This window comes from Pseudomonas rhodesiae (assembly GCF_013285305.1).
GTDB lineage: Bacteria > Pseudomonadota > Gammaproteobacteria > Pseudomonadales > Pseudomonadaceae > Aquipseudomonas > Aquipseudomonas rhodesiae.
This window is the reverse complement of the sequence record NZ_CP054205.1, coordinates 3,973,981-3,987,920: the sequence shown is the minus strand read 5'-3', so window position 1 is coordinate 3,987,920 and position 13,940 is coordinate 3,973,981. Positions and strand designations below refer to the sequence as shown.

The window sequence follows — 13,940 nt, the reverse complement described above, 5'->3', positions numbered from 1 at the left end:
CAGCGCGCTGGTGCGCGGTTTTTGCCGAGGCAGTTAACCATCTTGCACGCTGTTTGGCACTGATACTTAGGCATGAGGCTTAGGTGCGGGCGCGCGCTGTGCGACACTGTTAGCTTGTTTAATAGTCGGAAAACGCTCCGTGCATATCGATTTGAATAACCCCGAGAATCTGACATTGGCCGCCGTACGCCAACTGCTGGCCAGTGCCAGCGACGACGAGCATGCCCAGTTACGGGTGACCAAGGCCGGTCTTGCCTATATTTCGAGCGGACGGGCGGTGGGCAGTGTGGATATCGACGGGTTGCTGTTTCGGCTGGAGACCTGGGCAAAGGGCTCCGGTTATGTCGGTAACGTGGCGGCCAGTGATGAAGTCTGGGTCACGCAGATTTTCAATGCGTTGCGGCAAAACTGGCCGAAACCGTCGGATGACTACATCGACATCTACTGATCGCGTTCATATCTGGTCACGATTGATCAAGCGAATGCCCGGCGAGAGTCAGGCAGACTTGCTTCTCAACGGTTTACGTCTTGAAACCAAATCGCCACACCGCTGTCGCACGATCTCTGTCCATTTTTTATTCATAGGAGGCTTCATGCCTTGGAAGCTCGCATCATTCGGTACTTTGTTGGCAGCACTCGCATTGGCGGGCTGCAGCACCTCGGGTACCTCTGAGCCAGCCAAAAATGCCGCCGTGACCGATGCCGGTCATAGCCGCTGTGAGGCGAAGGCTGCCGAATTTACAATTGGCCAGAAAGCCTCGCCGCAACTGTTGGAACAGGCTCGTACGCGCTCCGGTGCGCAGAACGCCCGGATCCTCAAGCCCAACGACATGATCACCCTGGAGTACCGCTCCGACCGACTGAACCTGAACACCGATGACAATTTGGTGATCACGCGGGTCAATTGCGGCTGATCCTCACCGGCTTTTGCAGTGCCCATAAAAAACCCCGTCACATGGACGGGGTTTTTTTAGCTCAGCGGAGAATTACTCGCCGCGAACCTGTGCAGCTTGCATACCCTTTTGGCCTTTCTCAGCCACGAAGGAAACGGTTTGGCCTTCTTTCAGGCTTTTGAAACCGTCGCTTTCGATAGCTTTGAAGTGTACGAACAGGTCGTCACCGCCACCTTGAGGAGTGATGAAGCCGAAGCCTTTTTCATCGTTGAACCATTTAACGGTGCCGGTTTGGCGATTAGACATGGTGTATCTCCAAGAAACATATATTTTCAGTAGTGCTGTGCTGCTCAGGCCAACTGGGCACACCGGGCTATCATAGTCGAAATGTTCGGCTTGGGAGCCCCCCCAAGGCATTGTTTGCTAATCAATAGCGTTGCGTTTAGCTCTTTGACAGGCTGAAAGCCCCGATCTACGGGGCTTTTGCGCTAAATATAGGCTGTTAAAAAAAGCCGTAAAACCTGCGTAATTTGTGAGAAATTGCGGATTTCAGAGCTTTTTTTCAATCAGTCGCCCATGTGAACGGGCACTGAACTTACTTTTTCTTCACGACTTTGCAGGACGAAATAGCCGCTACAGCTTTGTTTTTAAGCTCCGCACTGGCGTTCTGGTTGGTCATCAATTCCTTGATTTCAGCAGTGCTCAATTCCGCGTTGATTTTGTCCGCGCCACATTCGCAATGGGCTTTGGCGGTTTTGACGTCCACGTTCTGGCTGGCCGCAGCACTGCAGTCGCTGACGAAACTATCGCGCGCACCGGCTGGCCAGTTCGATGGAGCCGCAGCCTGAGCGCCAAGGGAAACGAAGGTCAGTGAGGCGGCGAGAGCGAGGGTCGAGGTGAAACGCATCATGGGATGCTCCTTTGAGTCGAGGACGAACGGCGATTCTCAATGGGTTTGAGGCACTGCGTACAGCCCAAGTTCATTTTTGCATCTATTAAAGCCTGGAAATTATCGTTACCAGCAGCGGCGGCGGCGCGATGACCGTTCATCTGTGCTAGCATCGGCGGCCTGGCTATTTATCGGCGCGTTCCAGACGGCCTGGCCACGTTGTTTTTTTCACTCCAGTCACTCTGGTTCGATTATCGGTTGGCCGAAAGGCTCCTGCCGCTGTAAGGCAGGCGTTCAGCATTGAGCGGCCTGGTGTTGGATCTTGTACTGGCTCATCCCAACCCACGTGACCTTTGGTAGGGGTCACCACTAGGAGAGGAGGCGCCATGCCAACTATTACTCTTCCCGACGGCAGTCAGCGTTCATTCGATCATCCGGTTTCCGTAGCCGAGGTCGCCGCATCCATTGGCGCAGGCCTGGCCAAAGCCACCGTGGCCGGTAAGGTCGACGGCAAGCTGGTCGATGCCAGCGACCTGATCACCACCGATGCCAGCCTGCAAATCATCACGCCCAAGGATCAAGAAGGGCTGGAGATCATTCGCCACTCTTGCGCGCACTTGATTGGCCATGCGGTCAAGCAACTGTACCCGACAGCGAAAATGGTGATCGGTCCGGTCATTGAAGAAGGCTTTTATTACGATATCGCCTACGAGCGTCCTTTTACTCCGGACGACCTCGCGGCCATCGAGCAGCGCATGCACGCGCTGATCGAAAAAGACTACGACGTGATCAAGAAGGTCACGCCGCGCGCCGAAGTGATCGACGTGTTCACCGCTCGAGGCGAAGACTACAAGTTGCGTCTGGTGGAAGACATGCCGGACGAACAGGCCATGGGTCTGTACTATCACGAAGAATACGTCGACATGTGCCGTGGCCCGCACGTGCCGAACACGCGTTTCCTCAAGTCGTTCAAGTTGACCAAGCTGTCCGGCGCATACTGGCGCGGCGACGCCAAGAACGAGCAATTGCAGCGTATCTATGGCACTGCTTGGGCTGACAAGAAGCAGTTGGCCGCTTATATCCAGCGCATCGAAGAAGCCGAAAAACGTGACCACCGCAAAATCGGCAAGCGCCTGAACCTGTTCCACCTTCAGGAAGAAGCGCCGGGCATGGTGTTCTGGCACCCGAACGGCTGGACCCTGTATCAAGTGCTTGAGCAGTACATGCGCAAGGTTCAGCGCGAAAACGGTTACTTGGAAATCAAGACACCGCAAGTGGTTGATCGTAGTCTGTGGGAGAAGTCCGGACACTGGGCCAACTACGCCGACAACATGTTCACGACTGAGTCGGAAAGCCGCGATTACGCCATTAAGCCCATGAACTGCCCATGCCACGTACAGGTCTTCAACCAAGGCCTGAAGAGCTACCGCGAGTTGCCGATGCGCCTGGCGGAGTTCGGTGCCTGCCACCGCAACGAGCCATCGGGTGCGCTGCACGGCATCATGCGTGTGCGCGGCTTTACGCAGGATGACGCTCACATCTTCTGCACGGAAGAACAGATGCAGGCTGAGTCGGCGGCGTTTATCAAGCTGACCATGGACGTTTATCGTGATTTCGGCTTTACCGAAGTTGAGATGAAGCTGTCCACTCGTCCGGAAAAACGCGTCGGTTCCGACGAGCTGTGGGATCGCGCCGAGGCAGCATTGGCCGCAGCCCTTGATAGCGCGGGCCTTGCATACGACCTGCAGCCGGGTGAGGGGGCTTTCTACGGTCCTAAGATTGAATTCTCGCTGAAAGATTGCCTTGGCCGTGTCTGGCAATGTGGTACTTTGCAGCTCGATTTTAACCTGCCGATCCGTCTGGGAGCCGAATACGTCTCTGAAGACAACAGCCGTAAGCACCCGGTCATGCTGCACCGGGCGATCCTCGGTTCGTTCGAGCGGTTCGTCGGAATCCTGATCGAGCACTACGAGGGTGCATTCCCTGCGTGGCTGGCTCCAACCCAGGCAGTGATCATGAATATCACTGATAAACAGGCAGATTTTGCCGCCGAAGTTGAAAAAACTCTCAACGAAAGCGGATTTCGTGCCAAGTCCGACTTGAGAAATGAAAAGATCGGCTTTAAAATCCGCGAGCATACTTTGCTCAAGGTTCCCTATCTTTTGGTTATCGGAGATCGGGAAGTCGAGATGCAGACTGTCGCTGTGCGTACTCGTGAAGGTGCTGACCTGGGCTCGATGCCCGTCGCCCAGTTCGCTGAGTTCCTCGCGCAAGCGGTTTCCCGGCGTGGTCGCCCAGATTCGGAGTAATTATTATTAAGCGTGAAATGAGACAAGATAAACGAGCTGCACCGAAAGCCCCGATCAACGAGAATATCTCGGCACGCGAGGTTCGGTTAATTGGCGCTGACGGCGAGCAGATTGGCATCGTCTCGATTGATGAAGCGCTTCGTATCGCTGAAGAGTCCAAATTGGACCTGGTGGAAATCTCCGCCGACGCAGTCCCGCCTGTTTGCCGGGTGATGGACTACGGCAAATCGATCTTCGAAAAGAAGAAGCAGATTGCTGCGGCGAAGAAGAACCAGAAGCAGATTCAAGTAAAAGAAATCAAGTTTCGTCCAGGGACGGAGGAAGGGGATTACCAGGTAAAACTGCGCAACCTGGTACGTTTCCTGAGTGATGGGGACAGGGCCAAGGTATCCTTGCGATTCCGCGGCCGTGAGATGGCCCACCAGGAGCTGGGGATGGAACTCCTCAAGCGGGTTGAAGCTGACCTGCTCGAGTACGGTTCGGTCGAACAGCATCCTAAGATGGAAGGACGCCAGCTGATCATGGTCATCGCCCCGAAAAAGAAGAAGTAATCAACAGGGCACGGCAGGCCTTCTGATTATGTTTATCAACTGAATGCGGAGTATCCGAACATGCCAAAGATGAAGACTAAAAGTGGTGCTGCTAAGCGGTTTCTGAAAACTGCTAACGGTATCAAGCACAAGCACGCTTTCAAGAGCCACATCCTGACCAAAATGTCGACCAAGCGTAAGCGTCAACTGCGCGGTAGCAGCTTGCTGCATCCGTCTGACGTGGCAAAAGTCGAGCGCATGCTGCGCCTTCGTTAATTTTTGGATCAAGAATAGAGGAAGTAACTCATGGCTCGTGTAAAGCGTGGCGTCATTGCCCGTAAACGTCACAAAAAAATTCTGAAACTTGCTAAAGGCTACTACGGCGCGCGTTCACGCGTATTCCGTGTTGCCAAGCAAGCGGTAATCAAGGCAGGCCAATACGCCTACCGTGACCGTCGTCAGAAAAAACGTCAGTTCCGCGCTCTGTGGATCGCTCGTATCAACGCTGGTGCTCGTGTTAACGGTCTGTCTTACAGCCGTTTCATCGCTGGCCTGAAAAAAGCGTCCATCGAGATCGACCGTAAGGTTCTGGCTGATCTGGCAGTGAACGAAAAAGCGGCGTTTGCTGCGATTGTCGAGAAAGCTAAAGCCACCTTGGCTTAAGTACCCCCGACAGTCACCCTGGGTTGCTCCTGCAGCCCAAGGTGTTAAACGTCATAAATAGGGGAAGAGCCTTAAAGCTCTTCCCCTATTTCGTATCTGGAGTCTGTACATGGAAAACCTGGACGCGCTCGTCGCTCAAGCTCTCGAGGCTGTGCAAAGCGCTGAAGATATCAATGCCCTGGAGCAAATCCGGGTTCACTACCTTGGCAAAAAGGGTGAATTGACTCAGGTGATGAAGACCCTGGGAAATTTGCCGGCTGAAGAGCGTCCGCAAGTCGGTGCGCTGATCAACGTTGCCAAGGAGCGTGTCACAGAGGTTCTCAATGCGCGTAAGGCGTCGCTCGAGGAGGCCGATCTTGCGGCCAAGCTCGCCGCCGAATCCATTGACGTGACCTTGCCTGGCCGTGGTCAGGCCTCGGGCGGTCTGCATCCGATCACCCGGACTCTGGAACGTATCGAACAGTTCTTTACCCATATTGGCTACGGCATTGCCGAAGGCCCTGAGGTCGAAGACGACTATCACAACTTCGAAGCGCTCAACATCCCAGGCCACCACCCGGCCCGGTCGATGCATGACACCTTCTATTTCAACGCCAATATGCTGCTGCGCACCCATACCTCGCCGGTACAGGTCCGCACCATGGAAGCGAACAAGCCGCCGATCCGCATCGTCTGCCCAGGCCGTGTGTACCGCAGCGACTCCGATATTACCCACTCGCCGATGTTCCATCAGGTCGAAGGCCTGCTGGTAGATCGCGATATCAACTTCGCCGACCTTAAAGGCACGATCGAAGAATTCCTGCGGGTGTTCTTCGAGAAAGAACTGGCGGTGCGTTTCCGTCCCTCGTTCTTCCCGTTCACCGAGCCGTCCGCTGAGGTCGACATGGAGTGCGTGATGTGCAGCGGTAAAGGCTGCCGCGTGTGCAAGCAGACCGGCTGGCTGGAAGTCATGGGCTGCGGCATGGTTCACCCAAATGTGTTGCGCATGTCCGGGATCGACCCGGAAGAGTTCTCGGGCTTTGCCTTCGGCATGGGCGTAGAGCGCCTGGCTATGCTGCGTTACGGCGTGAACGACTTGCGTCTGTTCTTCGACAACGACTTGCGGTTCCTCGCGCAATTTCGCTAGTCGTAACGAATCTTTAGGAGAGCAGGATGAAATTCAGTGAACAATGGCTGCGTGGCTGGGTAAGCCCGCAGGTAGATCGCGACGAGCTGGTTGCTCGTCTGTCGATGGCCGGTCTTGAGGTCGATAGCGTTACGCCGGCCGCCGGTGTCTTCAGCGGCGTGGTAGTGGGCGAGGTGCTGAGCACCGAGCAGCATCCGGATGCCGATAAGTTGCGTGTGTGCCAAGTGAGCAACGGCGCGGAAACCTTTCAGGTTGTGTGCGGGGCGCCCAATGTGCGCCCGGGCCTGAAGATTCCTTTCGCCATGATCGGCGCCGAGTTGCCGGGCGACTTCAAAATCAAGAAGGCCAAGCTGCGTGGCGTCGAGTCCAACGGCATGCTGTGTTCCCAGGCGGAACTGCAGGTGGGTGAAGGTAACGATGGTTTGATGGAGCTGCCGGCCGATGCGCCGGTAGGTCAGGACATCCGCGTCTACCTGGAGCTGGAGGATGCCAGCATTGAGGTCGATCTGACCCCGAACCGCGGTGACTGCCTGTCCCTCGCCGGTCTGGCCCGTGAAGTCGGGGCTCTGTACAACGTGCCGGTCACTCGGCCCGTAGTGGCTGCCGTGCCTGCTGTGCATGACGAAGTGCGCCCGATCGAAGTGCTGGCACCGAGTGCTTGCCCACGTTATCTGGGCCGTGTGATCCGTAATGTCGACCTGTCCAAGCCTACCCCGTTGTGGATGGTCGAGCGTCTGCGTCGCGCTGATGTCCGTAGCATCGACGCTGCCGTCGATATCACCAACTACGTGATGCTGGAGCTGGGCCAGCCGTTGCACGCATTTGATCTCGCCGAAATCAACGGCGGCATTCGTGTGCGCATGGCCGAAGAAGGCGAAAAGCTGGTACTGCTCGACGGCCAGGAAGTGGCCCTGCGTGCCGATACACTGGTCATCGCCGACCACTCGCGCGCGCTGGCGATTGCCGGCGTGATGGGTGGCGAGCACAGCGGCGTGTCCGCGACCACCCGCGACGTATTCCTGGAAAGTGCGTTCTTCGATCAGATCGCCATTGCTGGTAAAGCCCGCTCCTACGGCTTGCACACCGATGCTTCGCACCGCTACGAGCGCGGTGTGGACTGGCAGCTGGCCCGTGAAGCCATGGAGCGCGCCACTGGCCTGCTGTTGGAGATTACCGGCGGTGAAGCCGGCCCAATCACCGAAGCTGTCAGCGAAGAGCATCTGCCAAGTGTGGCGCCGATTACCCTGCGCGCTAAAAGCGTTGAGCAGATGCTTGGCCTGGTGATCGAGCCTGCTGAAATCGAGCAGTTGTTGTCAGCCCTCGGCCTTGGCATTGCTAAGGGCGGGGAAGGGCAGTGGCAGGTAGAGGTGCCAAGCCATCGCTTCGATATCAGCCTTGAAGTCGACCTGATCGAAGAACTGGCGCGCCTGTACGGTTATAACCGTTTGCCGGTCCGTTACCCGCAAGCTCGTCTTGCTCCTCAGCCAAAGGCTGAGGCGCGTGCGCACTTGCCTGAGCTGCGTCGTCTGCTGGTTGCTCGTGGTTACCAAGAAGCGGTGACCTATAGTTTCATCGATCCAAAGCAGTTCGAACTGTTCAATCCAGGCGTCGAGCCGCTGTTGCTGGCCAACCCGATCTCCAACGATATGGCCGCCATGCGTTCGTCCCTGTGGCCAGGTTTGGTGAAAGCGCTTTCTCACAACCTGAACCGCCAACAAGATCGCGTGCGCCTGTTCGAAAGTGGCCTGCGTTTTGTAGGGCAGTTGGATGGCTTGGAGCAAGAGCCGATGCTGGCCGGTGTAGTCTGTGGCAGCCGGTTGCCGGAAGGCTGGGCCCAAGGCCGCGAAGCCGTGGACTTCTTCGACGTTAAGGCTGACGTAGAAGCCGTGCTGGGCTTTGCCGGTGCGTTGGACGCGTTCACCTTTGTTCCGGGTAGCCACCCGGCGCTGCATCCGGGTCAGACTGCGCGCATCGAGCGTGAGGGACGTTTGGTCGGTTTCGTCGGCGCGATTCACCCGGAACTGTCGAAAACTCTCGGCCTTGATCGCCCGGTATTTGTATTCGAGCTGGTGTTGGCTGAAGTGGCGACTGGCAAGATGCCCAAATTCAGCGAGTTGTCGCGTTTCCCTGAAGTGCGCCGAGACTTGGCGCTGATCGCCGATCGCGATGTCGCCGCTACTGCCGTTCTGGATGTAATCCGTGAAAATGCAGGGGAATGGCTGACCGACCTCAGGCTATTTGACGTCTATCAGGGTAAAGGTATTGATCCGCATAGAAAAAGCCTCGCAGTCGGCTTGACCTGGCAGCATCCATCGCGCACTCTTAATGACGATGAGGTGAATACCACGACACAAAATATCCTCACCTCGCTTGAACAAAGGTTAAACGCCACGTTAAGGAAGTGACGTATGGGGGCTTTGACGAAAGCTGAGATGGCGGAACGTCTGTACGAAGAGCTGGGTCTTAACAAGCGCGAGGCCAAGGAATTGGTCGAGCTGTTTTTTGAAGAGATCCGCCATGCTCTGGAAGACAACGAACAGGTCAAATTGTCTGGTTTCGGCAATTTTGACCTGCGGGACAAACGCCAGCGGCCTGGCCGCAATCCAAAAACGGGAGAAGAAATCCCGATCACGGCTCGCCGTGTGGTCACCTTTCGTCCAGGGCAGAAGTTGAAGGCCCGAGTTGAGGCTTATGCTGGAACCAAGTCATAACGACGAACTACCCGTCATCCCAGGCAAGCGCTACTTCACCATTGGTGAAGTCAGCGAGCTGTGTGCGGTAAAGCCGCATGTGCTGCGCTATTGGGAGCAGGAGTTTCCTCAACTCAACCCCGTCAAACGCACCGGGAACCGTCGGTATTATCAGCGCCAGGATGTGCTGATGATCCGACAGATCCGTGCGTTGCTGTACGACCAAGGGTTCACCATCAGTGGTGCGCGTCAGCGCATGTCCGGTGATGAAGCCAAGGACGACACCACTCAGTACAAACAGCTGATCCGCCAGATGATCTCCGAGCTCGAAGATGTGCTGGTGGTTTTGAAGAAGTAAATCCGGCTTTTAAAATACTTCCACATTTCAAAAGCTTGCGGTATATTCCTGATCGCTTCGTTGCGAAGCGAACCCAGTAACACGCCTAGTCGGGGCGTAGCGCAGTCCGGTAGCGCACTAGCATGGGGTGCTAGGGGTCGAGTGTTCGAATCACTCCGTCCCGACCATATAATTCAAGGGGTTGCGAGATTTTATCTCGCGACCCCTTTTTATTTTTAGGCGTTTTTACCCCTACAAAAGCTCTGGCTCTTGGTGGAATTTTCAGCTGATACAAAGGTCATGGCGCGAGGAGAGTGCCTCGCTGTGTCCTGGTCGCTTGAGCAGAAGGGGGCGACCGTTAAAGAGCCTTTTCCGGCGCCGGTTGGTCGTTGGGTTGGGCGATGATTGTTTTGAGTTCTGCGCTCATGGGGAATTTGAGATTCAAGCCTTTGGGAGGGATGGGCTGAGTAAACCATTTATCGTAGATGGCGTTGATTTCGCCCGAGACGAAAAGTGACTTGATCGAGTCATCCACGACTTTTTTGAGATCCGGATCACCCCGACGCATTGTGCAACCATAGATTTCGTTGGATTGCGGGGTGCCGGTCACCACCCAATCTTCCGGTTTCTTTGCCTTGGCCATCTCGCCCGCCAGCAATGCGTCGTCCTGCATAAACGCAATGGCGCGGCCGGACTCGAGCATTTGGTAAGACTCTCCAATGTCTTTGGCAGAGATGACGTTCATGTTCATCTTTTTCTCGGCATTTATGACCTTGAGCATCCGTTCGGCAGTGCTGCCAGCAGTGGTCACTACGTTCTTGCCATTGAGATGGTCAAAGTCTTTGTAGATCGAATCCTTTCGGACCAACAGTCGAGTGCTGGCTTCGAAGATGCCGACTGAAAATTCGACTTGCTGCGCCCTCTCTGCGGTATTGGTTGTAGAACCGCACTCCAGATCGACAGTACCGTTTTGCACAAGCGGGATGCGCGTTTGTGACGTCACCAGGTTGTACCGTACGTTCAGCTCGGGCATCTCAAGTTCCTGCTTGATAGCGTCGACAATTTTCAATTGGATGTCATGCGAGTAGCCAACTGGTTTGCCGGAAGCGTCGGCGATGTAGGAGAACGGAATTGAAGAGTCTCGGTGCCCCAGGGTTATGGTCCCCGAGTTCTTAATTTTTTTAAGTGTACCGGTAAGTTCGGCAGCCATCGCTGGCGTGAAGGTTAACGCCGCAGTCAGCGTAACGCCCAGCATTGCAGGGAAGACTCGCATCAAAAGCTCCTCATAAAGGTGGGGCGAGTCTTTTTCTGACTCGCCCATCTTTGGCTCAGCGGACGTTTTCGCTGGGCCTGGCGACTTGCTTGTTGTTAGTGACGGTCCAGCCAGACGGTCTGTGCATTACAGAATTCGCGCACACCGAAATGCGAAAGCTCACGGCCAAACCCGCTTTTCTTTACGCCGCCGAAGGTGACGCGTGGGTCGGTTGCGCAATAGCCATTGATGAACACGCCTCCGGTTTCCAGTTCGCCGGCCAGCTTCTGGGCCAGTTGGACATTGCGTGTGTAGATGGTCGAGGCGAGCCCAAATTCACTGTCGTTAGCCAGTTCCAATGCATGTGCGGCGTCCCGCGCGGTGATGATCGATGCCACGGGCCCAAACAATTCCTGTTTGAATGAGGTCATCTGGTCGGTGACATCACCAAAGACCGTAGGCTCGTAGTAGTTGCCAGGGCCTTCGGCCTTTCTGCCTCCCAACAACAAGGTCGCACCTTCTTCCAGGGTGTCTCGGACCTGACGATCCAGTTCATCGCGCAAATCAAAGCGGGCCATGGGCCCTATGTAAGTGTCTGTGGCCAGTGGATCGCCGATGACCAACTTGGAGGTGGATTCGACAAACTTGCGGGTAAACTCCTCGACAACGCCTTGTTCGACAATTAAGCGTTTAGCCGCCGCGCAGACTTGTCCGGTGTTTTGGTAGCGGCCAATCACAGCGGCTTTGACAGCTTCGTCCAGGTCGGCGTCGTTGAGCACTATGAAGGGATCTGAGCCACCCAGTTCCAACACACATTTTTTCAAAGCTGCACCCGCCTGTGCCCCAATAGCCATGCCCGCTCGGACGCTGCCAGTGAGCGTGACCGCGGCGATGCGAGTGTCTGTTATCGCAGTGGAGACACCGTCGGGCGTGACATTGATGACTTCGAACACACCTTCAGCAAAGCCGGCGCGCTTGAACGCGTCTAGTAGCAGATAGGCGCATCCCATCACGTTCGGCGCATGTTTGAGGACGTAGGTATTGCCGGCAATCAACGCCGGGACGGCGCCACGCAGCACCTGCCAGATCGGAAAGTTCCAAGGCATCACGGCGAGAATCGGACCCAGTGGACGATATTCAATTCGTGCCTTTCCGCCCTCAACCTGAGTGGGTTCGGCGGTTAGCATGGCGGGGCCGTGCTCGGCGTACCACTCACAGAGTTGCGCACACTTTTCAATCTCACCGCGCGCCTGAGTGTTGGGTTTGCCCATCTCTTGAGTGATCATCTTCGCCATCGCTTCTGCGTTGTCGCGCAATGCCCTTGCCAAAGCGATCAGTGCTTGCGAACGCATTTCGACGGGTTGGCTACGCCAGGTGGAAAACCCCTTGTTAGCACGTGACAGTGATGCCTCCAGTTCCGATGCGGATTCGAAGGGGTAGTGGCCGGTCTGCTCACCATTGGCGGGATTGATTGAAATGGCATGGGTAAGGCTGGAAACGTTAGTCATGACACCGTCCTGTAGGATGGGAATGGATTCATAGCTTCTAAGCAACGGCGCCGGTGTTGAATCAGGTCGCGCGAGCCAAAATGGATTGCGCGCGACCAATGACCGGCGCATCGACCATTTGCCCATCCAGCACGAAAACGCCTTCATCTGAACGAGCGGCTTCGATAATGCGTTGCGCCCAGTGCAATTCTTCCTGGCTTGGTTTTAGCGCCTGATGAATGATCGCGACTTGGGTTGGATGGATACAAAGCGCGCCACCAAAGCCCATGTCGCGTGCAAAATGAACCGCGCGTAGTAGCCCAGCGGTGTCCTGGATCGACGGAAATACTCCATCCAACGCTGGAGCGAGCACTGCAACCCGGGTGGCGAGCAAAACGGCGTAGCGCGCATGGCTAAGGATTTCTTCGGCGGCATGGCTGCCAGTAGTCAGGTTCAGGTCCAGACCCAGATCCAGACTACCGAACGACAACCGCTCAACGCCTTGAGTGCCGGCAATTTCGTTGAGTGCTGACAAGCCCTTCGCGCTCTCGATGATTGGCCAAATCGGTTTTTCGGTACCGGCAGCTGTGGTGACCTGTTTCGCGCTTTCTGCTTTGGGTAGCAGAATTCCGATAACGCCGGCGTGGCGTCGGCAAAGATCCAGATCCGCAACATGCGCCCAGTGATCCGGGGCATTCACTCGGACCAGAATCCGTGCATCCGGGGCTTCGCTCAGGAACGCGTCGAGATTATCCCTCGCCTGCTCCTTGAGGTTTTCTTGCACGGCATCTTCCAAGTCAACGATGACTCGATCCGCCCCGGTGGCAATAGCTTTTGAGATGCGCTCTGGTCGAGTAGCCGGCACAAACAGGGCGGAGCGAACAATTGATTTGCTCATGGCGTTGCTCCATTGCTGAACTCGATCTCTCCGATCTGTGCTGTGCCGTCCTGATTGCCAGCCCAGACCTGTGCCTTGCCGTTTTCGATTAGACGTCCGCCCACCTGGAAAGGCTTAGGCGAAATCAGAGGTCGTACTCCGCGGAATGCGAAACGCTCCAGGCGCGCAGTTGGATGCGCTTTGGTAAAGGCACGCAAATTCAACGTGGCGATCAATGGACCATGTACCACCAGCCCCGGATAACCTTCGGTCTCTGTCACATACGGCCAGTCATAGTGAATACGATGACCATTGAAGGTCACTGCGGAATAGCGAAACAGCAGGGTTGGAGTGGGCTCTATCCGTTCCTGCCATTGGCCTTCAGGTAGGTTTTCGGTACCGTTCAGTTTGGGCGGGGAAGGTTCACGGTAAACAATGTCCTGATCGTCTTGAAGGGCGCGTTTGCCGTCCTGGAAAAACTCATGGCGTACTGTGACGAACAATAAGGAACCCGTGCGACCGTGCTTCTCCTCGACGTTGAGGATGGTCGATACACAGGTCACTTCAGCATCCACTTTTAATGGCTGGAAAAACTCAATTCGGCTTCCCGCCCACATGCGATTGCGGTTATGGGCCGGCGGCAAAAATCCCCCAAGCGCTGGATGGCCGTCCGGCCCCAGTTCGCTGGCACCCACCGGCTCCTGGAAAAATGCCCAGTGCCACAGGGGCGGCAGTGGCTCACCGGGTTGTGGAGCCGACTCTTCCAATGTCGCGGCAATGCGTCTGACCAGAGTGAAACTGATCCGGTCCTGGCTTTCCTGACGTCGTCCAATCCAGGCGGAAAAATCGGAACTGCTGCTCATATTCTTTGCTCCAGTCGGTCAGTG

16 protein-coding genes and 1 tRNA gene are annotated in these 13,940 nt (G+C 55.9%); 11 read left to right on the top strand and 6 right to left on the bottom strand.

Translation table 11 applies throughout. The features are described from left to right. Positions 1 to 139 precede the first annotated feature (139 nt). Together HRH33_RS17960 and HRH33_RS17955 are read left to right on the top strand one after the other, a co-directional pair. Positions 140 to 448 carry a hypothetical protein gene (locus tag HRH33_RS17960; protein WP_040268856.1) on the top strand — a complete coding sequence of 103 codons (309 nt, stop codon included), beginning with the start codon at positions 140 to 142 and terminating at the stop codon, positions 446 to 448. Between the two features lie 145 nt (positions 449 to 593). After that, on the top strand, positions 594 to 914 hold the full coding sequence (locus HRH33_RS17955) for an I78 family peptidase inhibitor (protein WP_034099112.1): 321 nt from the start codon (positions 594 to 596) through the stop codon (positions 912 to 914). Between the two features lie 72 nt (positions 915 to 986). On the opposite strand, the gene HRH33_RS17950 is transcribed toward HRH33_RS17955, so the two are convergent. Then, positions 987 to 1,199 carry a cold-shock protein gene (locus tag HRH33_RS17950; RefSeq protein ID WP_003234260.1) on the bottom strand — a complete coding sequence of 71 codons (213 nt, stop codon included), beginning with the start codon at positions 1,197 to 1,199 and terminating at the stop codon, positions 987 to 989. 289 nt (positions 1,200 to 1,488) lie between these two features. Next, positions 1,489 to 1,803 carry a hypothetical protein gene (locus HRH33_RS17945; RefSeq protein WP_080761387.1) on the bottom strand — a complete coding sequence of 105 codons (315 nt, stop codon included), beginning with the start codon at positions 1,801 to 1,803 and terminating at the stop codon, positions 1,489 to 1,491. Between the two features lie 365 nt (positions 1,804 to 2,168). On the opposite strand from HRH33_RS17945, the gene thrS reads away from it, so the two are divergent. From thrS to HRH33_RS17900, 9 genes are all read left to right on the top strand, one after another. After that, entirely contained in the window at positions 2,169 to 4,091 is a 1,923-nt protein-coding gene (gene thrS / locus HRH33_RS17940) for a threonine--tRNA ligase (protein ID WP_034114413.1), read from the top strand. Further along, positions 4,091 to 4,642 (top strand): translation initiation factor IF-3, encoded by a 552-nt coding sequence (infC, locus tag HRH33_RS17935; protein WP_169850653.1) that lies wholly within the window; start codon positions 4,091 to 4,093, stop codon positions 4,640 to 4,642. Before thrS ends, infC begins: the two co-directional genes overlap by 1 nt. Before the next feature lie 60 nt (positions 4,643 to 4,702). Beyond that, a complete protein-coding gene (gene rpmI, locus HRH33_RS17930; RefSeq protein WP_002553160.1) occupies positions 4,703 to 4,897 on the top strand; it encodes a 50S ribosomal protein L35 in 195 nt (64 codons plus the stop codon). A gap of 30 nt (positions 4,898 to 4,927) precedes the next feature. After that, on the top strand, positions 4,928 to 5,284 hold the full coding sequence (rplT, locus tag HRH33_RS17925; RefSeq protein WP_002553161.1) for a 50S ribosomal protein L20: 357 nt from the start codon (positions 4,928 to 4,930) through the stop codon (positions 5,282 to 5,284). 109 nt (positions 5,285 to 5,393) lie between these two features. Further along, positions 5,394 to 6,410, top strand: coding sequence for a phenylalanine--tRNA ligase subunit alpha (gene pheS / locus HRH33_RS17920; RefSeq protein ID WP_034099107.1), 1,017 nt, complete (start codon positions 5,394 to 5,396; stop codon positions 6,408 to 6,410). A 26-nt stretch (positions 6,411 to 6,436) separates the two neighbouring features. Beyond that, a complete protein-coding gene (gene pheT / locus HRH33_RS17915) occupies positions 6,437 to 8,815 on the top strand; it encodes a phenylalanine--tRNA ligase subunit beta (RefSeq protein WP_167418525.1) in 2,379 nt (792 codons plus the stop codon). A gap of 3 nt (positions 8,816 to 8,818) precedes the next feature. Continuing rightward, the gene (gene ihfA, locus HRH33_RS17910; RefSeq protein WP_002553164.1) at positions 8,819 to 9,121 is read left to right on the top strand and encodes an integration host factor subunit alpha; all 303 of its coding nucleotides are present in this window, start codon (positions 8,819 to 8,821) and stop codon (positions 9,119 to 9,121) included. Further along, positions 9,102 to 9,458: a MerR family transcriptional regulator gene (locus HRH33_RS17905; protein ID WP_003174972.1), complete on the top strand. Its 357-nt coding sequence runs from the start codon at positions 9,102 to 9,104 to the stop codon at positions 9,456 to 9,458. Before ihfA ends, HRH33_RS17905 begins: the two co-directional genes overlap by 20 nt. A 90-nt stretch (positions 9,459 to 9,548) precedes the next feature. Further along, positions 9,549 to 9,625, top strand: a tRNA-Pro gene (locus HRH33_RS17900). Between the two features lie 170 nt (positions 9,626 to 9,795). On the opposite strand, the gene HRH33_RS17895 is transcribed toward HRH33_RS17900, so the two are convergent. From HRH33_RS17895 to HRH33_RS17880, 4 genes are all read right to left on the bottom strand, one after another. Further along, complete coding sequence (locus HRH33_RS17895) at positions 9,796 to 10,710, bottom strand: transporter substrate-binding domain-containing protein (protein WP_034099846.1); 915 nt, start codon at positions 10,708 to 10,710, stop codon at positions 9,796 to 9,798. A gap of 95 nt (positions 10,711 to 10,805) precedes the next feature. Next, entirely contained in the window at positions 10,806 to 12,197 is a 1,392-nt protein-coding gene (locus HRH33_RS17890) for an aldehyde dehydrogenase family protein (RefSeq protein WP_167418477.1), read from the bottom strand. A 61-nt stretch (positions 12,198 to 12,258) separates the two neighbouring features. Next, positions 12,259 to 13,074 carry an HpcH/HpaI aldolase/citrate lyase family protein gene (locus HRH33_RS17885; RefSeq protein ID WP_167418476.1) on the bottom strand — a complete coding sequence of 272 codons (816 nt, stop codon included), beginning with the start codon at positions 13,072 to 13,074 and terminating at the stop codon, positions 12,259 to 12,261. After that, a complete protein-coding gene (locus HRH33_RS17880) occupies positions 13,071 to 13,916 on the bottom strand; it encodes an HTD2 family dehydratase (protein ID WP_173603536.1) in 846 nt (281 codons plus the stop codon). The genes HRH33_RS17885 and HRH33_RS17880 overlap by 4 nt, the downstream gene beginning before the upstream one ends. Positions 13,917 to 13,940: the final 24 nt, after the last annotated feature.